The 18,203-nt window shown below is 63.5% G+C and carries 15 protein-coding genes and 1 tRNA gene; 8 read left to right on the plus strand and 8 right to left on the minus strand.

What is annotated here, in order from left to right; genetic code table 11:
* Positions 1-259: 259 nt before the first annotated feature.
* Positions 260-1,873: a methyl-accepting chemotaxis protein gene (locus tag ACYVG8_RS15920; RefSeq protein ID WP_233495155.1), complete on the plus strand. Its 1,614-nt coding sequence runs from the start codon at positions 260-262 to the stop codon at positions 1,871-1,873.
* Positions 1,874-1,941: 68 nt separating this feature from the next.
* On the opposite strand, the gene ACYVG8_RS15925 is transcribed toward ACYVG8_RS15920, so the two are convergent.
* The 3 genes from ACYVG8_RS15925 to ACYVG8_RS15935 all read right to left on the minus strand — a co-directional run bounded on the left by ACYVG8_RS15925 (position 1,942) and on the right by ACYVG8_RS15935 (position 5,558).
* Positions 1,942-3,522 carry a phosphoethanolamine transferase gene (locus tag ACYVG8_RS15925; protein ID WP_107888792.1) on the minus strand — a complete coding sequence of 527 codons (1,581 nt, stop codon included), beginning with the start codon at positions 3,520-3,522 and terminating at the stop codon, positions 1,942-1,944.
* A gap of 120 nt (positions 3,523-3,642) precedes the next feature.
* A complete protein-coding gene (locus ACYVG8_RS15930; RefSeq protein ID WP_107888791.1) occupies positions 3,643-4,965 on the minus strand; it encodes a sodium-dependent transporter in 1,323 nt (440 codons plus the stop codon).
* Positions 4,966-5,042: 77 nt separating this feature from the next.
* A complete protein-coding gene (locus ACYVG8_RS15935) occupies positions 5,043-5,558 on the minus strand; it encodes a hypothetical protein (protein WP_028498021.1) in 516 nt (171 codons plus the stop codon).
* Positions 5,559-5,889: 331 nt separating this feature from the next.
* Between ACYVG8_RS15935 and ACYVG8_RS15940 the strand changes: the two genes are divergently transcribed.
* Positions 5,890-7,641, plus strand: a complete 1,752-nt coding sequence (locus tag ACYVG8_RS15940; RefSeq protein WP_112691914.1) for an autotransporter assembly complex protein TamA — start codon at positions 5,890-5,892, stop codon at positions 7,639-7,641.
* Positions 7,641-11,582 (plus strand): translocation/assembly module TamB domain-containing protein, encoded by a 3,942-nt coding sequence (locus ACYVG8_RS15945; protein ID WP_460746273.1) that lies wholly within the window; start codon positions 7,641-7,643, stop codon positions 11,580-11,582. Before ACYVG8_RS15940 ends, ACYVG8_RS15945 begins: the two co-directional genes overlap by 1 nt.
* Before the next feature lie 16 nt (positions 11,583-11,598).
* Here ACYVG8_RS15945 and ACYVG8_RS15950 read toward each other — a convergent pair whose 3' ends face one another.
* The 5 genes from ACYVG8_RS15950 to pstS form a co-directional block, all read right to left on the minus strand.
* On the minus strand, positions 11,599-11,904 hold the full coding sequence (locus ACYVG8_RS15950; RefSeq protein ID WP_107888788.1) for a helix-turn-helix domain-containing protein: 306 nt from the start codon (positions 11,902-11,904) through the stop codon (positions 11,599-11,601).
* A 128-nt stretch (positions 11,905-12,032) separates the two neighbouring features.
* On the minus strand, positions 12,033-12,800 hold the full coding sequence (pstB, locus tag ACYVG8_RS15955; RefSeq protein ID WP_028498018.1) for a phosphate ABC transporter ATP-binding protein PstB: 768 nt from the start codon (positions 12,798-12,800) through the stop codon (positions 12,033-12,035).
* A gap of 14 nt (positions 12,801-12,814) precedes the next feature.
* Positions 12,815-13,660, minus strand: a complete 846-nt coding sequence (gene pstA / locus ACYVG8_RS15960; RefSeq protein ID WP_036385077.1) for a phosphate ABC transporter permease PstA — start codon at positions 13,658-13,660, stop codon at positions 12,815-12,817.
* A gap of 16 nt (positions 13,661-13,676) precedes the next feature.
* The gene (pstC, locus tag ACYVG8_RS15965; protein ID WP_107888787.1) at positions 13,677-14,639 is read right to left on the minus strand and encodes a phosphate ABC transporter permease subunit PstC; all 963 of its coding nucleotides are present in this window, start codon (positions 14,637-14,639) and stop codon (positions 13,677-13,679) included.
* Between the two features lie 211 nt (positions 14,640-14,850).
* The gene (gene pstS, locus ACYVG8_RS15970) at positions 14,851-15,888 is read right to left on the minus strand and encodes a phosphate ABC transporter substrate-binding protein PstS (RefSeq protein ID WP_028498016.1); all 1,038 of its coding nucleotides are present in this window, start codon (positions 15,886-15,888) and stop codon (positions 14,851-14,853) included.
* Positions 15,889-16,088: 200 nt separating this feature from the next.
* On the opposite strand from pstS, the gene tpiA reads away from it, so the two are divergent.
* From tpiA to ACYVG8_RS15995, 5 genes are all read left to right on the plus strand, one after another.
* Positions 16,089-16,832 (plus strand): triose-phosphate isomerase, encoded by a 744-nt coding sequence (gene tpiA / locus ACYVG8_RS15975; RefSeq protein ID WP_028498015.1) that lies wholly within the window; start codon positions 16,089-16,091, stop codon positions 16,830-16,832.
* Between the two features lie 7 nt (positions 16,833-16,839).
* Positions 16,840-17,199 carry a preprotein translocase subunit SecG gene (secG, locus tag ACYVG8_RS15980; protein ID WP_028498014.1) on the plus strand — a complete coding sequence of 120 codons (360 nt, stop codon included), beginning with the start codon at positions 16,840-16,842 and terminating at the stop codon, positions 17,197-17,199.
* 14 nt (positions 17,200-17,213) lie between these two features.
* Positions 17,214-17,299, plus strand: a tRNA-Leu gene (locus ACYVG8_RS15985).
* A 74-nt stretch (positions 17,300-17,373) separates the two neighbouring features.
* Positions 17,374-17,730: an NADH-quinone oxidoreductase subunit A gene (locus tag ACYVG8_RS15990; protein ID WP_028498013.1), complete on the plus strand. Its 357-nt coding sequence runs from the start codon at positions 17,374-17,376 to the stop codon at positions 17,728-17,730.
* On the plus strand, positions 17,721-18,197 hold the full coding sequence (locus ACYVG8_RS15995) for a NuoB/complex I 20 kDa subunit family protein (protein ID WP_028498012.1): 477 nt from the start codon (positions 17,721-17,723) through the stop codon (positions 18,195-18,197). The genes ACYVG8_RS15990 and ACYVG8_RS15995 overlap by 10 nt, the downstream gene beginning before the upstream one ends.
* The last annotated feature ends 6 nt before the right edge of the window (positions 18,198-18,203 follow it).

The following is an 18,203-nucleotide window of genomic DNA, read 5'->3' on the forward strand; positions in this document are numbered from 1 at the left end:
GCCTGCCGTTGGTCGACAGGCCGGCATCATGAGGCTGGCGCGACAGAACATGTCGCGCCAGCCTTTAATTTTTAGTGAATAATCGGCATCCAGATTAAATAAACCCGAGCCGGGTCCGATGTATCTCAGGCTGGCAACCATTTTTGCCTGCCGTGCAATGCGCCGGATCAAGGTCCGGTTCGTTGTGGGCGAACCGCTCCATGCAGAACACGACAAAGAATCAAGGGGAAAAATTATGTCGGCGAAACGAGAATTATCCATGCGCGCCAAGCTGGGCGCGCTGGTCGGACTGGCCTGCGCCGGCATGGTGATATTGAGCGTGATTGCGCTCAAGGGGCAGCGTGACACCATGCTCGAGGACCGGGTTGCCAAGACCCGCAACCTGGTCGAGGCCGCGGTCACGCTGGTCGGGTATTACGAGAACGAGGCCAGAAGCGGCCGGTTGCCGCTGGCCGAGGCCCAGCGCCAGGCCAAGGCTGCCGTGTCGGCACAGCGCTATGACGGGCAGACCGGCTATATCTTCATGCTCGACAAGGACTTCAACTATGCGGCGATCGGGCCGCGTCCGGAACTGCTCGGCACCAGCATCGAGAAGGTCAAGACGCCGGACGGCCAGCCGATGGGCGACATGTTCCGCAATGCGCTGTCACAGAATCATGGCCGCATGGAGTATGTCTGGGGCAAGCCGGGCGCCGACAAGCCGGTGCCGAAAGTCTCGTTTGTGGTGACCACGCCGGAATGGAAGTGGGTGGTCGGTACCGGCGTCTATGTCGACGACGTGGACGCGGCATTCTGGAAGAGCGCCCTGGAGCTGTTGCCGATTATCGCCCTGCTGACCGGCGCGCTGCTGGCCGCCGGCCTGATGATCTCGCGGCGGGTGATCCGCAGCCTGGGTGGCGAGCCGGCCTATGCCGCCGAAATCGTCCACGCCATTTCCGACGGCCACCTCGGTTACCCGGTGAAACTGGCCGCCAATGACACCACCAGCCTGCTGGCGTCGATTGCCGGGATGCAGAAGAAGCTGCGCACACTGATCTCCGACGTCATCAACAGTGCCGACAGTCTCGGACAGATGGCCGGTGAAATCGAGAAGCATGCCGACGTCAATGCCGAAAACTCGGAGAACCAGAGCCAGGCCGCGGCAGCGATGGCCGCCGCCATCGAGCAGCTGACCACCAGCATCACCCATATTGCCGACAACGCGCAGCTGGCGCGGGAGCAGTCGGCGGCCTCGGGCGAAATTTCCGAGCAGGGCGCGACGGTCATCAACGGCACGGTGGACGAGATCACCCGCATCAGCCAGGAAGTGGAAGTTGCATCGGATTCGATCCGCGAACTGGCCGAGAAGACCGAATCGATCAAGAGCATCATGAGCGTGATCCGCGATGTGGCCGACCAGACCAATTTGCTGGCGCTGAATGCCGCCATCGAAGCGGCACGGGCAGGTGAAAGCGGTCGCGGCTTTGCGGTGGTGGCCGACGAAGTGCGCAAGCTGGCCGAGCGCACGACCCAGGCGACCCAGGAAATCGGCAACATGATCGGTGCGATCCAGACCACGTCGGATGCGTCACGCAACAATATTGCCGATGCGGTGAAGCGGGCGCAGACCGGGGTGCAACTGGCCGGGCAGGGCGGCGAGGCGATCGGGCGCATCCGTGCCAGTTCCGCCTCGGTGGTCGGCGTGGTCAACGATATCTCGCACTCGCTGCAGGAGCAGAGCCAGGCCAGCAACGATATCGCCCAGCATGTGGAGCGGATCGCGCAAGGCGCAGCCAGCAATGCACTGGTGGCCAAGGAGACGGCGACCTCTACCGTCGAACTGCATCAGCTGACCTCGCGCCTGCGGGAAACGGTGTCGCGCTTCCAGGTGTAAGGGGCACGCAGCCAGCAACGACAAAGGGACCCGCGGGTCCCTTTGTCGTGTTGGGTCAGCATGCAGGCTTAGCGTGCGGCCCGGGCGAGGCGGACATTGTCCGGCAGCCGGTGATAGTCCAGCTTGCGTCTGGCCGCATTCAATACGGTGATGGACGATGGTGGCGCGTAGCAGTCCGACAGCGGTGACGCACAATCCCTGACGCCGGTCCGGATGCCGAGCCAGTTCATCATCAGGTAGTAATTGTCCGCGGTCGAATACGGCGCATTGACCTGTCCGGTCCTGGTCCGGTCACGCGGAACGGCGTCGCTGTACCAGATGAACTGCGGGACGCGATAGGCCTCCTGGCTGGGATACTCGCCGCCGTGATAATAGGTGCCGCCATTGTCCGGGGTTCTTTCCTGACCATGGTCCGAGTAGTACAGCACGGAGGCCCGCTGGCCTTTCAGCCGTGCGAAGACCTGCCCGAGCAGGGAATCGGTATAGCGGATCGAATTCACGTAGCAGCTGTCGTAGGCGCCTTGCTCGTGCAGTGTGGCAGCCCCGGACGGAAACCGCTTGCAGGCCGAACTGTGGCTGCCCATCAGATGCAGGAAGATGACCTTTCGGCCCGGCTGCTGCAGTGCCTTGTCCAGATGGGGGAGCAGGGAAAAGTCATGGTCGCCGGAGACCCAGGCTTTTTCCCGGGCATTCAGGGCAATGGCCGTGACGGCATTGGCATAGCTGCCGTAGGCGTCCTGCGCGCTGAGCCAGTAGGTCCGGTAGCCGGCCTCACCCGCCAGGCCGATGATGTTGTCGGCGTAGTCATGCAGTTCGAAGCGGGCCGGCGATGCGATGCTGAGCGACAGTGGCACGGCAAGTACCGTGAGCGGCGCGGCAGCGATGGCATCGTTGAACAGCAGCATGTTTTGCCGCTGGGCATTGGCCTGCGGCGTGTCGGGCTGGGGATAGCCGTACAGGTTCATGCTCTGACGCCGGGCCGATTCACCGATCACGACTACATAGGTATCGATGCCGGTAGGCCGCTGCTCGATGTGGTGCCGGACCTTGCGCTGGCTGATTTCCCCGATCAACTGGCTGTCATTCAATGCCGCGATGAAGTAGCTGGCATTGAACAGTGCACTTTTTTCCATCAGGTAAGCACTGGGTACCCAGCGCCGGGGCTGGGACGAGTCATCGTGGTACGCCGCCTTGGCGTAGGTGACCGACATGAAAGCGGCGAACAGCAGTGAGCCGGCCTGCAGTACACGTGTCGGCAGACGGCGGGACAGTTTCCGGGTCAGAAGCATCAGGCCGATGGCGGATACGGTGGTGACGGCGAGGTAAGGCCAGTACATCGCCAGCATCTCGAAGGATTCGTCAGGGTGAGTTTCAAGGATGCTCAGGGCGAAACCATCATTAAACGGCGCCTGGTAGAGACTGTAGCTGAACAGCGAAAGACCGAAATTGGCGGCAAGCAGCGCACACAGCAGCAACGACAGGGGCTGGGTCAGCCTATGCCGCCACAGCAGGGCGCACAGCAGCAGCATGGTGATGCTGGTCACGTAAATTTTCAGGACCACACTGTTGCCGGTATGACCGAGCATGAACAGACAGGGGAGCAGGCTGCAGAACGCGAGCAAGAACAGGGGAAGCAGACGGCCAGGCATCAAGCGCCATACGGATGGGGTAAAGTGAATCAATCATTTTATCATTTTGTCATAGTTTTGAAACAAATCCGGCTGTGCATGTTGACGCGGGTCAGGGAGGGGCGGCCCTCCCTGACTGTCTCAAAGACCGTTGATCCAGATAATGCCGATGGCGACCGGGGCGACCAGGCCGCACAGCAGCCACATGCCGTGCAGCCACAGGGGCCGCTGGCCGGGGCCGGCCAGCTCGTTCGCCAGTCGTGGCCAGGAAATCCAGGCGGTGAACAGTGCGACCCCGGCACCGACGGCCGGCATCAGGATGTTCGAGGCGAGGAAGTCCATGCAGTCGAAGATTGTCTTGTCACCCAGCCGCACGCCGTTCAGCATGCCGAACGACAGCGAAGCCGGCACGGCAAAGCAGAACACCAGTGCGGACACCAGCAACGACGCGCTGCGGCGGCTGAGATGGAACTCATCGATCAGGAAGCAGGACACCAGTTCCAGCATCGATACCGATGACGTCAGCGCGGCGACGATCAGCAGCGCGAAGAAAGCGATGGCGAAGCCCTGGCCACCGGGCAGGGTGGCGAACACCGCCGGCATGGTCATGAAAGTCAGCCCGGGGCCGGCCTGCGGGTCGAGCCCGACGGCGAACACGGCCGGCAACACCATCAGCCCGGCCAGCAGCGATGCCAGCGTGGCCAGGCCCACCACCCAGGCGGCCGAATTTGCCAGGCGCACCTCCTTCGGCAGATAGGAGCCGTAGGCCAGCAGCGTGCCATTGCCCAGCGACAGCGAGAAGAACGACAGGCCCAGCGCGCTGATCAGCATGTCGGCCGTGACCTTGCTGAAGTCCGGACGCACAAAGTACAGCAGGCCGGCCATCGCACCGGGCAGGGTCAGCCCGCGGACGATCAGCGCCAGCATCAGCAGGAACAGCAAGGGCATCAGCAGCTTGCTCATCTGCTCGATGCCCTTTTGCACGCCGGCGAGCACGACCGCCAGCGTCAGACCGATAAAGGCGCTCAGCGCGGCGATCGGCCAGACCGGATCGGCAATGAAGCTGTCGAGCATGTGGCCTAGCTGCACCGTGTCGCGGGTGATGATGTCACCCTGCAGGGCGCGGACGAAGTAGGCGATGGTCCAGCCGCCGATCACACTGTAGAAACTGAAAACAACGAAACCGCCGAGCACGCCGAGATAGCCGAGCACCGGCCAGCCGCCGCCTTTCAGTGTCCGCAAGGCGCCGACGATGCTTTGCTGGGTGGCGCGTCCAATGGACATTTCTGCCAGCATCAGCGCAAGACCAAGGGTAAAGGTAATGGCAAGGAAGATAAGCAGGAAGGCGCCACCCCCATTTTGCGCGGCGACGAACGGAAATTTCCAGATAGCGCCAAGTCCGACGGCGGAACCGGCAGCGGCGAGAATGAAGCCCAGGCGGGAACCCCATTGCGAGCGGGTCATCAGGTGATCCTTGATACGAGTGGTGTGAAGACGGAAACAGCCGCCGCCCCGCCATGACCGGGGCGGCGGCCGGAAAATCAGCGGGTCAGGCGGGTGCGGCCGGCTTCGAGCAGCGACAGGGCGTCGGCGGCATCGAAGGCCAGGGCGGCGGGGGGCAGGGCGTCAAGCGACAGCAGGTGGAAGGCTTCGCCTTCCGGCAGGTCGATACCGGCTGCGCTCAGGACGTCAATGACATCGAGGCGTTCGCATTCGTCGGCCGGCAGGCCGCCGGCGACCAGCGAGGCTGCGGCCAGGCGGGCGGTGGCCGGTGCCAGGCCGGGCAGGCGGGCGCGCAGGGTATGGGTCAGCGTGTACAGCTCGGGCAGGCGGCTGGTTGCGGCCAGTGCATGGTGATCCGGCTGGTGCAGACCAAGGGTAATCAGGTGGGTGACGGTGCCGAGCAGACGGGCGCGGCACTCGCTGACGCGGTCAGGGGCCTGGTCAAGAAACGCGGCATCGTCGATCAGTACGGTGCGGGCCGGATTGGCACGTAATCGGGACAGGGCCTGCGGTGTTGCCGGCGTCATCAGCCGGGTGAGGATGGGGTCGGTCATGGCGTGCTCCACTTCGGTTTTTGTGAACCGCGCGGTCTGGAGTATTCGCCACTGCCTGAAAACACGAACGCCGCCTGACCGCGGCGGCATTCATGTCGGTTAAATCTGTTGCTCGTGACTTAACGCGGTAGCCGCCCCGGGGAGGTGCGGTACCAATAAAAGGAATAAGTCTGGAAAGTCACGGAGTTCATGACACCCAGTGTGGTCGAAGGCGCAGCCCGCTGTCAAGCCGGAATTGCGGACGCTATCTGGCCCGGGATTGCGCCGTGTCTTTGACCGCTTGGCCATCGGCCTGTATTTTTAGCTATCCTGCCACTTCCCTTTCCTGCGCATGGCACGATCGCCGATTCCCCTTTTTGTCGTTTCGCTCGTCCTGGCCGTGCCGGCAGTCGCCGCGCCGGTGTACGAGGTCGCCGTCACGGCCCCGGGTGATGTCCGCGATCTGCTGGCCGAGCATCTCGACGTCATGAAATGGCGTGAATACGACGATATGACGCCCGAACAGCTCGAACGGCTGTACCAGGCAATGCCGGCTGATGCGAAGGACCTGCTGTCGACTCGTGGCTATTTCAACCCCCGGATCGAGACGGCCTTCACCCCGGCCAGCGGCAGTACGCCGGCCGAAATCACCCTGACGGTCGAGCCGGGCGAGCCGGTCGTCATCGACAAGGTCGACCTGCGTCTCGACGGCCCGATCCGCAATGACGACGATATCGAGCGCCGCGAGCGCCGCGCCCTGCGGGCATGGACACTGAAGGAAGGCGAAACTTTCAGCCAGCCCGGCTGGGACGGTTCGAAAAAGGCCGCGTTGCTGACCCTGCTGGCAGACCGCTATCCGACGGCAAAGCTGGCGGAAAGCCGGGCGGTGGTCGACCCGGGTACCGACAAGGCGCAACTGTCCGCACATTACGACAGCGGGCCGCGCTATGCGCTTGGCGCGCTGTCGGTCACCGGACTCAACAGCTACCCGCGCCAGATCGTCGAACGACTGGCCGGCTTCTCCGAAGGGGACCCGTACCGGCAGCAGACCCTGCTCGATTTCCAGACCCGGCTGCAGAACACCCCGTATTTCGCCAGTGTCTTCGTTCGTGCCGATCTGGACCCGGCCACCGCCGATGCGGCGCCGGTCAATGTCGATGTGGTCGAGGGACCGCAGCAGAAAGTCAGCTTTGGTCTTGGCTACAGTACCGACTCCGGCGAGCGCGGCGAAATGAATTATCGCCACGTGAATGTGCTCGATCGCGGCTGGATCTTCGATGCCGGCGCGCGGCTGGAACGTGACAAGCAGTCGGCTGGCGTGCAACTGGCGTTGCCGCTGGACGAGAAGCTGTACACTTGGGGCGGCTTTGCCCGCTATGAACATGAAGACGCGAACAACCTGACCACCGATCTGTATCGCTATGGCGTCAGCCGTTCGCGTACCAGCAGGGATATCGATCGCAGCATTTCCCTGACCTACGTCGGCGAACGGGCCTCGATCGACAGCGAACCAGGCAGCAATTACCGCGAAGCGCTGATGCTGGGCTGGGCCTGGACAAGGCGCGACCTCGACAATCCGCTGAATCCGCGCCGGGGTTATGCATGGCGGGTCGAGCTGGCCGGGGCGGTTGAGGGGGTACTGACCGATACCTCGTTCATCCGCAGCTACGGCAAGGGCGCGTGGTACCTGCCGCTGGGCAAGAAGATGGGGCGCATGATCCTGCGTGGCGAAGTCGGTCAGGTCTTTGCCCGGGACGGCAACGACGTGCCCAACGACGTGCTGTTCCGTACCGGTGGCTCCGGCTCGGTACGCGGCTACGGCTATCAGGATCTCGGCGTCAAGGAAGGCAATGCCATCGTGGGCGGACGGGTGCTGGGCGTGGTCAGTGCCGAGTACCAGTATCCGGTGATCAAGGACTGGGCCGCCGCCGTCTTTGCCGATGCCGGCAACGCGGCCGAAAACTGGCAGAATTTCGACTTTGCCGTCGGCTATGGCGTTGGCGCGCGCTGGAGCAGCCCGGTCGGACCGCTGGCTCTTGACCTGGCCTATGGCCAGCGTGACGCCAGGATCCGGCTCCACTTCTCGCTGGACATGAGCTTTTGATGCCGACCCTTCCGCCGCCGCCCCCGACCGAATCCCCGGCAGCCGCGCCTGCCCGGCGCCGCCGTCTCTGGCCGTGGCTGCTGGGTGCCATTGCCGTATTGCTGGTGCTGCCGCCGTTGCTGGTGGCCGGACTGGCGTTCAGTGCCCGCGACAGTGCCGGCCTGCAGCGTCTGGCCGGCTGGGCCAGCCGCCTGTCCGGCGACACGCTGTCGATCGGCGGTGCACAGGGCGACTTGCTGTCGCGCTTTACCCTGACCGATATCCGGGTCCACACCCGCTACACCGACGTCGACCTGAGCCGGTTGACGCTGGACTGGCAGCCTCGCGCGCTGTGGCAGCGCGAGTTGCGGATCGACACGCTGGCGCTGGGAGCGCTGAAGCTGGACCTGCGGCCCAGCCCGGACGAACCGCCGAGCCCGCCGCCGGCGTCGCTGACCCTGCCGCTGGGCGTCAGCCTGCAATCGTTCACCCTGAAGTCGCTGGCGCTGTCGTCGACCGCTGCCCCGGTCATGAGCCAGCTGTCACTGCGGCTGGACAGTGATGGCCGGCGTCACCGGCTGGTGATTGATACGCTGAGCACGCCATGGGCGCAGGCGCATGGTGAAGCCACGCTGGATGGTCGCAAGCCGTTTGCGCTGACGGCCAGCCTGTTTGCCCTGGGCCAGGTGCCGGCGCCGGTGGAAAAACCGATCGACACGCGGCTGGCACTGACCGGCTCGCTGACCGAGCTGCATGTCGGCGGCGCGTTTGCCGCCGGCAGTGCCAGTGGTTCGCTGGTGGCCACCCTGGCCCCGTTCGCCACCCTGCCGTACCAGCGCGTGCGCCAGGTCCAGCTGGGGGTCGATCATCTCGACCTGGCCGAATTCCTGGCCAGCGCACCGCACAGTCTGCTGACGCTGGCGGCCGATATCGCGCCGCAACCGGGCAAGTTGCGCGCGGCAGGCCGCATGACGCTGACCAATGCGCAGCCGGGTTCGTTTTCTGCGCAACGGCTGCCGCTGAGTTCGGCGGGGCTGGCATTCACCATTGATGCACAGTCGCTGCAGCTGCAGCCGAGCCATGTCGATGCCGCCGGGGGCCGGATCACGCTTGGCGGTGGCATTCGCGAGCAGAAGCTGGCGCTCGATGTCTCGCTGGCCGGCATTGATGCCGCCGAAGTGGTCGACAGTTATCACAGCGCGATCGACGGCACCCTGTCACTGCGCGGCACCCTGTCCGAACCGGCCATGCGCGCAGCGCTGCGAGACGGGCCGCGCCGGCTGGACATGGAGGTGGCGCTGAGCGGCATCGGTGCCGCGCGTCAGCTGCGGATTCCGAAAATCGCCTTCCATGAAGGCAACAGCCGGCTCGATGCCAGCGGGCAGCTGTCGCTGGTTGACGATCAGCGCTTCACTGCCAGGGCGGCCATGGCGCATCTGGACCTGTCACGTTACTCGCCTGCAGTCCCGCAAACCGACCTGAACGCCCGATTGAATGTCGATGGCGCCATCACGCCGCTGACACTGAAGCTTGCCCTCGATCTGCTCGACAGCCGGCTGGCTGGCGAGTCGCTGACCGGCAAGGGCAAGCTGACCTGGCAGGATGCCCGCCTGTCCGATGTCGATATCGGCCTGCTGGCTGCCGGCAACCGGCTGGCGGCCAAGGGGGCCTTCGGTCGCCGGGGTGACGTGCTGGACTTCCGCCTCGACGCGCCACGTCTGGCCTCGTTCGGCAAGGGCTTTGCCGGCAAGGCGCAGGGGCAGGGCCGGCTGGTTGGCACACTGGATGCGCCGCAAGTCGATGCCACGCTGAAAGCCGACGGCGTCGCCACCCCGTTCGGCATCGGCGTGCGCCATCTGGACCTGAGCGCCAAAGTGGCGCGGGCGGCCACGGCGCCGTTGCTGCTCAAGCTGAATGCCGCCGGTATCGAGGCGGCTGGCCAGCGCATCGACAGTGCCACGATCGACCTGGACGGCAGCCGGCAGGTGCACCGGCTGCGCGCCGCCGTGCGCGGCCGGATTGCCGATCAGCAACTGGATGCCATGCTGGCCCTGCGCGGCGGACTGGACGACAAGGCGCTGCGCTGGCGTGGCCGGGTCGAACAACTGGAAAACCGGGGCAGCTGGCGTCTGGCACTGGCCGCGCCGGCCGAGCTGGACCTGGCCGCCGACCAGGGGCATATCGGGCGTCTGCAGATCGGCGTGCTCGATGCACGGCTGGACCTGGCCGAAACGCGCTGGGCGCCCGGTGGCGTTATTGTCAGCCGGGGCTCGGCGACACGGGTCGACGTCGGCCAGTGGCTGGGCAAGTTGCCGTCACCGCCGCCGGTACGGACCGATCTGGTGCTGGGCGCCGACTGGGATATCCGCATTGCCGAGCGACTGCAGGGACGCTTCCGCATCGAACGCAGCGCGGGCGACCTGACCGTGACCGATCGTGATCTGGCGCGACCGATCGCGCTGGCACTCAGCGCCGCGCGTCTGGATGGCGAGCTGGCCGGCGACCGGATCCAGGCCCGGGCCTCGCTGCGGTCGACCCAGTTCGGTCAGGCCGATCTGGAAGCCACAAGCCGGGTGCCGCGCCGTGACGGCGTCTGGCGCTGGGCCGAGATGGGCATGCCCGATTACCACCTGAGCGCCAATATGCCATCCCTGAAATGGGCCAGCGTGTTCGCCGGACCGACGTCCACCGTCGATGGCCGGCTGGCGCTGGATCTGCGCGCGAGCGGCAGCGGCAAGGCGCGACGGCTGAGCGGCAGCTTTGATGGGGCCGGCCTCAGTTACCGCGATGCCGAGCTGGGCGTGGCGGCGCGCGATGGCCAGTTCCATGTCACGCTGGCCGATCGTCGCCTGCTGCTGTCCGGGCTGGAGTTCACCGGTGGCCGCGGCAAGATGACTGGTTCCGGCTGGCTGGGTTTCAGCGAGCGGGAACTGTCCGAAGGGCTGCTGGCGCTGCAGTTCGAGCACTTTGACGCGCTGGCGCGACCGGAACGCAACCTGACCGTGTCCGGCGGGCTGCAGGCCCGGCTGGAACCGCGCGGGGTGGTGATCGACGGCAAGCTGAATGTCGACAAGGGGCGGATTGACATTCCGAAGGGCGACAAGCTGAAACTCGGAGATGACGTGATCGTGGTCGGGCGCACCGAGGCCGAAGCCCGCAAGCGCAAGACCTATCCGTACTTCCTGGACGTGATGATCGACCTCGGCAGCCGGCTCAAACTGTCCGGGCGCGGGCTGAATGCCTCGCTGGGTGGAGCGATCCGGGTGCGGGCAACGCCGACCGAGCCGCTGGCGGCGACCGGCGCCGTGCGGGTGACCGAGGGCGCCTATCGCGCCTATGGCCAGAACCTGAGCATCGACCATGGCGTCGTGACCTTCCAGGGGCCGATCGACAATCCGGGCCTGGATATTCTTGCCGTGCGCAAGGGGCTGGCGGTCGAAGCCGGGGTGCAGGTGTCCGGCACGGTCAACCGGCCGCTGGTGCGGCTGGTCTCCAGCCCGAACGTGTCCGATACCGAGAAACTGGCGTGGCTGGTACTTGGCAAGCCGACGCTGAGCGGCGGCAGTGAGGATGCCGATGTGCTGTTCACCGCCGCCAGCGTGCTGCTGTCCGATGCCGATGCGGTGCCGGTGCAGCAGCAGATTGCCAACGCGGTCGGCCTGGACGAGATTTCGGTCTCAAGCCGGACCACGTCGTCGACCACCGGCAGCACCGGCGGCTTCTCGTACCGCGGCGGCGAATCGGACTCGGTGACGACCCAGGTGGTGACACTCGGCAAGCGCCTGTCCGACAAGCTGTACCTGAGCTACGAACAGGGGCTGGCCGATGCGACCCAGACGGTGAAACTGACCTACCAGTTGTCGCGCCGCTGGTCCGCCGTGGCGCGGGCCGGTGACGACAATGCGCTGGATTTCTACTACACGCTGTTCTTCGACACGCCCAGCGGGGGCAAGGCACCATAGGCACCTGCCATTGCGATCAGGGAATGGCCTTGAGACCCTTGCTGGCGATAATGTTGAGCAGTTTGAGCGCCGGCCCGGCCGGCCGGGTCTCACCTTGCTCCCACTTGCGGACGGTCGATGCCGAGGTGTGCAGGTGATGTGCGAACACTGGCTGGCTGAATTTCAGCACCTCGCGCAGATGCCTGATGTCGCTGGCGCTGAACGCCTTCACCGGGGAGGGACAGATCGTGTCGAACTCGCGCATTGTCACCTTGCTGATTGCGCCCGCTGCGTGCAGCGCTTCCAGATCGCTGCGCAGTGATTCAATGATCTTGCTTGTCACAATGCACCTCCAGCAAAACGCCTGCCTGCAATGCCGTGGACAACGCGGCCCCTGTGTTGCAAGAGAGGTCCTCACAGGCATGAAAAAACCGGCCTGCGGGGCCGGCTGGAGTGCGAAGCCGCGGGTCGTCAGCCGAACTTGCCGGTAATGTAGTCTTCGGTCGCCTTCTGCTTCGGCGTGGTGAAGATCGAATCGGTGTGGCCGAACTCGATCAGCTCGCCGAGATACATATAGGCCGTGTAGTCCGACACCCGGGCCGCCTGCTGCATGTTGTGGGTGACGATGGCGATGGTGTAGTTCTCTTTCAGCTCGTGCACCAGTTCCTCGATCTGCGCAGTCGAGATCGGGTCGAGCGCCGAGGTCGGTTCGTCGAGCAGCAGCACTTCCGGCTTCGAGGCGACCGCGCGGGCGATGCACAGCCGCTGCTGCTGGCCGCCGGACAGCGAGTTGCCGGACTGGTTCAGCTTGTCCTTCACCTCTTCCCAGATGGCCGCCTTGCGCAGCGCCCATTCGACCCGTTCGTCCAGCTCGCTCTTGTTCATCCGCTCGTACAGCTTCACGCCGAAGGCCACATTGTCGTAGATCGACATCGGGAACGGAGTCGGCTTCTGGAACACCATGCCGACCTTGGCGCGCAGCAGGTTCACGTCGATATCGCTGGCCAGCAGGTTCTTGCCGTCGAGCAGGATTTCCCCTTCGGCGCGCAGGCCGGGATACAGCTCGAACATGCGGTTGAAAGTGCGCAGCAGGGTCGACTTGCCGCAGCCGGACGGGCCGATGAACGCAGTGACCTTGCCTTCGGGGATGGTCATGTCGATATGCTTCAGCGCGTGGAAGGCACCGTAGTAGAAGTTCAGGTCCTTGACCTGGAGCTTGATGGTATTGCTGTCGATCATGGTATTTCGGGGCCTTATTTCAATGCGTTCTTGCTGCCGAGTACGCGGGCGACGATGTTGAGGGCGAGGACGCTGAAGGTGATCAGCAGCGCGCCGGCCCAGGCCAGCGTGTGCCAGTCCTCGTACGGGCTCATGGCGAACTGGAAGATCACGATCGGCAGGTTGGCCATCGGCGCATTCATGTTCGAATTCCAGAACTGGTTGTTCAGCGCGGTGAACAGCAGCGGAGCGGTTTCGCCGGAGATGCGGGCAATCGCCAGCAGAATGCCGGTCAGCACCCCGGTCTTCGACGCGCGCAGCGTGACCTGCATGATGATCTTCCACTGCGGGGCACCCAGTGCCGCTGCCGCCTCGCGCAGGCTGTTCGGCACCAGACGCAGCATGTTCTCGGTGGTGCGGACCACAACCGGGATCACCAGCAGCGCCAGCGCCAGCGAGCCGGCCCAGCCCGAGAAGTGGCCGACACTGACGACGTACACCTCGTAGATGAACAGGCCGATGACGATGGACGGTGCCGACAGCAGAATGTCATTGATGAAGCGCGTCGCCGGAGCCAGCCAGCCACGGGTGCCGAATTCGGCCAGATAGACCCCGGCCAGAATGCCGATCGGCGTGCCGATCAGCGTGCCGAAGAAAGTCATCAGCAGGCTGCCGTAGATGGCGTTGGCCAGGCCGCCGGTCGAGCCAGGCGGTGGCGTGACCTTGGTGAAGGTGTCCAGCGTGATGCCGGCCAGCCCGTGCGACAGCAGCGTGTAGAGAATCCAGGCCAGCCAGAACAGGCCGAAGGCGACGGTCGCCATCGACATGGCCAGATTGAACAGGTTCAGCAGGCGGCGACGTTGATAGAGCGCTTTGTTCATGGGATATCGCTCCGGATCAGCTTTGCTTGCCTTCGGACTGCTTGAGCTTCAGCAACAGCAGTTTCGAGCAACCGAGCACGACGAAAGTGATGAAGAACAGGATCAGACCGAGTTCAATCAGCGAGGACAGGTAGAGCTCGCCATCGGCTTCGGCGAATTCGTTGGCCAGCGCCGAGGCAATCGAGTTGCTGGCTTCGAACAGGGCCGGGGAGATCTGGTACGCATTGCCGATGACGAAAGTCACCGCCATGGTCTCGCCGAGCGCGCGGCCGAGGCCGAGCATGATGCCGCCAATGACACCGGTCTTGGTATACGGCAGCACGACGTAGCGGACGACTTCCCAGGTGGTGGCGCCGAGGCCGTAGGCCGATTCCTTCAGCATGGGGGGCACCACCTCGAACACGTCACGCATGACCGAGGCGATAAACGGGATCACCATGATGCCGAGGATCAGGCCGGCGGTGAAAATGCCGATACCCATCGGCGGTCCCTGGAACAGCGCACCGATGATCGGGATCGGGCCGAGATTGTCCAGCATCCAGGGCTGGATGTGCTCGGCGAAGAACGGGGCGAACACGAACAGGCCCCACATGCCGTAGATGATCGACGGAATGCCGGCCAGCAGTTCGATGGCGATGCCGAGCGGGCGCTTGAATGCAGCCGGGCACAGCTCGGTCAGGAACAGCGCGATGCCGAAACTGACCGGTACGCCGATCAGCAGGGCAATGGAGGAGGTGACCAGCGTGCCAAAAATCGGCACCAGTGCGCCGAACTCCTCGTTGACCGGGTCCCAGGTGCGGCTGGTCAGGAAACCGAGGCCGAACTTGTCGATCGACGGCATGGCGCCGATGACCAGCGACAGCAGAATGCCGAGCAGCAGGGCCAGGACCAGAAAGGCGAAAAATCGGGTGGCGGTGCGGAAGACCAGATCCAGCCGCCGTTGGGTGGCCAGCTGGCGTTCGAATTGGCTGAGGTCCATAGGGTTCTCAAAGAGCCTGTCATCAGGTTGGACGGAAGCCGCACAGGGCCCGCGGGCCGAGGCAACAGGGCGGAACCGGCTCCGCGACGGGCGCGGGGTGTTGCAATCGGCAGAACAGTGCAGCGAAAAAGCCGGGAAGCATACCTCCCCGGCCCAGGCGGCTCAACGCGGCGCATGACGATGTGTCATCGGGCTGCGCCGCGTCCGGCGCTTACTTCCAGACCGGCTTGCCGGCAGCGTCAGTAATGTGGCTCTTCCAGCTGTCACGGATCATCTTCTGGACATTGTCCGGCAGCGGGATGTAGTCGAGATCCAGCGCGATCTTGCCGCCGTTGCCATAGGCCCAGTCGAAGAACTTCAGCGCTTCGACCGACTGGGTCGGCTTGTCGGCCTTCTTGTGCATCAGGATGAAAGTGGCGCTGGTGATCGGCCACGAACCCTTGCCCGGCTGTTCGGTCAGGATCTGGTAGAAGCCGTCCTTCGGGCTCCAGGTGGCGTTGGCGGCGGCCGCCTTGAAGCTGTCTTCGCTCGGAACGACGAAGTGAGCGTCCTTGTTCTTCAGCGCGCCGTAGGAAATCTTGTTCTGCTTCGCATACGCGTATTCGACGTAGCCAATGCCACCCTTGATGCGGGTCACATAGTTGGCAACACCTTCGTTACCCTTGCCACCCACACCGATCGGCCAGTTGACGGCCGTGTTTTCGCCGACCTTCTGCTTCCACTCGCTGGAGACCTTGGACAGGTAGTTGGTCCAGACGAAAGTGGTGCCGGAGCCGTCGGAGCGACGTACCACGGTGATCACCTGGTCCGGCAGCTTCACGCTCGGGTTCAACTGGCGAATGGCCGGGTCATTCCACTTCTTGACCTTGCCCAGGTAGATGTCGGCCAGCAGCGGGCCGGTAAACTTGATCTGGCCGGCGGCGACGCCCGGCACGTTGAAGACCGGCACCACACCGCCGACCACGGTCGGGAACTGGGTCAGGCCTTCCTTTTCCAGTTCTTCGGGCTTCAGCGGCATGTCGGAGGCGCCGAAATCGACCGTCTTCGACTTGATCTGCTTGATGCCACCACCGGAGCCGATCGACTGGTAGTTCATCGCGTTGCCGGTCTTGGCCTTGTAGGCTTCAGCCCATTTCGCGTACAGCGGGTAGGGGAAGGTGGCGCCGGCGCCAGTGATGTCGGCGGCGTAGGCGGTGGCGAAGCTGCTGGCAAGGGCGGCTGATGCGGCCAGGCGAATCGTCAGTTTCATCGGTTGAGCTCCCGTGGAGAACCAGGTTGAGGTGAAACGCATGGTAGGCGGTGGCCTTTTCAGAAATATTACAACTTTGCCGTCATGTGCAATGTGGAATGCCGCCGTCGCCCCGGCGCACTCTTTGCAAGCAGGGAGGGACTCATCTATATAATGCGCGGTTTACTGAATTTGCCTTTGATGCAGGAGAGATCGCAACGATGACCAAGCTCGTGATCGGGAACTGGAAGATGAATGGCCGTCTGGCGAAGAATGCGGCGTTGCTGTCCGAACTTCTGGCCGACCCGGCATGCGACGCAGTCAACGTGGCGGTCGCGGTGCCGGCAGCCTATCTGGGGCAGGTCGGCGCCCTGCTGGCCGGCCGCAACATGGGGCTGGCGGCACAGGACGTCAGCCGTTTCGCGAACGACGGGGCCTTCACCGGCGAAACGTCCGCCGCGATGCTGGCCGATGTCGGCTGCCGCTATGTGCTGGTCGGCCATTCCGAACGGCGGCAGTACTTTGCCGAGTCGGCTACAACACTGACACAAAAACTGTTGTGCTGTTACGATGCGGGCATGCTTCCGGTGTATTGTGTCGGTGAGTCACTGGCGGATCGCCAGGCCGGTCATCCGGTCGAAACCGTGCTTGCGCAACTGGATGAAGTGGCTGATGCACTGCGTGGTCGCGAGTCGGTTCTGGTCGCGTACGAACCGGTCTGGGCGATCGGTACCGGACAGGTCGCAACGGTCGCCCAGGTGGCGGAAATGCATGAGGCAATACGGCGGAAACTCTTTGACATCGTCGGGGGTTCGTGTAACATCACGCTCCTTTACGGCGGGTCAGTCAAGGCTGATAACGTCGTGGAAATTTTCACGCTGCCGCAAGTAGATGGTGCATTGGTTGGCGGGGCATTTCTGGATCCGCTGCAGTGCAAAAATATTTGTCATGCGGCAGCTGAATAGATAGAATATGGAAATTCTTAAGACGCTGATTTGGATCGTTAATCTCATCTCGGCCTTCGCGGTAATCGTGCTGGTTCTGATGCAGCACGGCAAGGGCGCGGACATGGGTGCAGCTTTCGGGAGTGGGGCTTCCGGCAGCCTGTTCGGTGCGACCGGTTCTGCGAACTTCCTCAGTCGCACGACCGCCGTCCTTTCGACGATCTTTTTTGCGACGTGTTTGGCCCTTGTGCTGCTGTCGAGCGGCAGCAAGCAGCAAGACCTCGGTGTGATGGCCAAACCGATTGAACAGACTGTTGCGCCGTCGACTGCTCCGGCTGGCGCGACAAACAATCAGAATCCTGTGCAGAACGGAAAAATTCCGGACTGACAAGTTTTTCTGATGCCGACATGGTGGAATTGGTAGACACGCTATCTTGAGGGGGTAGTGGCCATAGGCTGTGTGAGTTCGAGTCTCACTGTCGGCACCAAAAATCAAAGCCGGATTGACCGGTGTGCAAATAAAGGGAGCCAGGCTCCCTTTTTTTTGGGGGTAACACGGGAAATGTTGGAGAACTACTTTCCCATCCTCATGTTCGTCATTATTGGCGTCGTGGTGGGTGTCGTTGCAATGCTTCTGGGCAAGCTGATCTCTCCCAGCCGTCCTGACCCGGAAAAAAACTCTCCTTACGAGTGCGGCTTCGAGGCGTTTGAAGACGCCCGCATGAAGTTCGATGTCCGCTACTACCTCGTGGCCATTCTTTTCATTCTGTTCGATCTCGAAATTGCTTTCCTGTTCCCGTGGGCCGTCGTGCTGCGGGAAATCGGCATGTTCGGCTTTGTCGCCATGCTGGTGTTCCTCGCGATTCTCGTGGTCGGTTTTATCTACGAGTGGAAAAAAGGAGCGCTGGAATGGGAATAGAAGGCGTACTGGAAAAGGGCTTCATCACCACGTCGGCCGACAAGGTCATCAACTGGACCCGCACCGGCTCGCTGTGGCCGATGACGTTCGGCCTGGCGTGCTGTGCTGTGGAAATGATGCAGGCCGGCGCGGCGCGCTACGACCTTGACCGTTTCGGCATCATCTTCCGGCCCAGTCCCCGCCAGAGCGACCTGATGATCGTCGCCGGCACCCTGTGCAACAAGATGGCTCCGGCCCTGCGCAAGGTGTACGACCAGATGGCCGAGCCGCGCTGGGTACTCTCCATGGGTTCCTGTGCCAATGGCGGCGGCTACTACCATTACTCGTACTCGGTGGTACGCGGTTGCGATCGCATCGTTCCCGTGGATGTTTACGTGCCCGGCTGTCCGCCGACGGCCGAAGCCTTGCTCTACGGCATCATTCAGCTGCAAAGCAAGATCAAACGTACCTGTACCATCGCCCGTTAAAAGGTA

Source organism: Microvirgula curvata, from assembly GCF_054781615.1.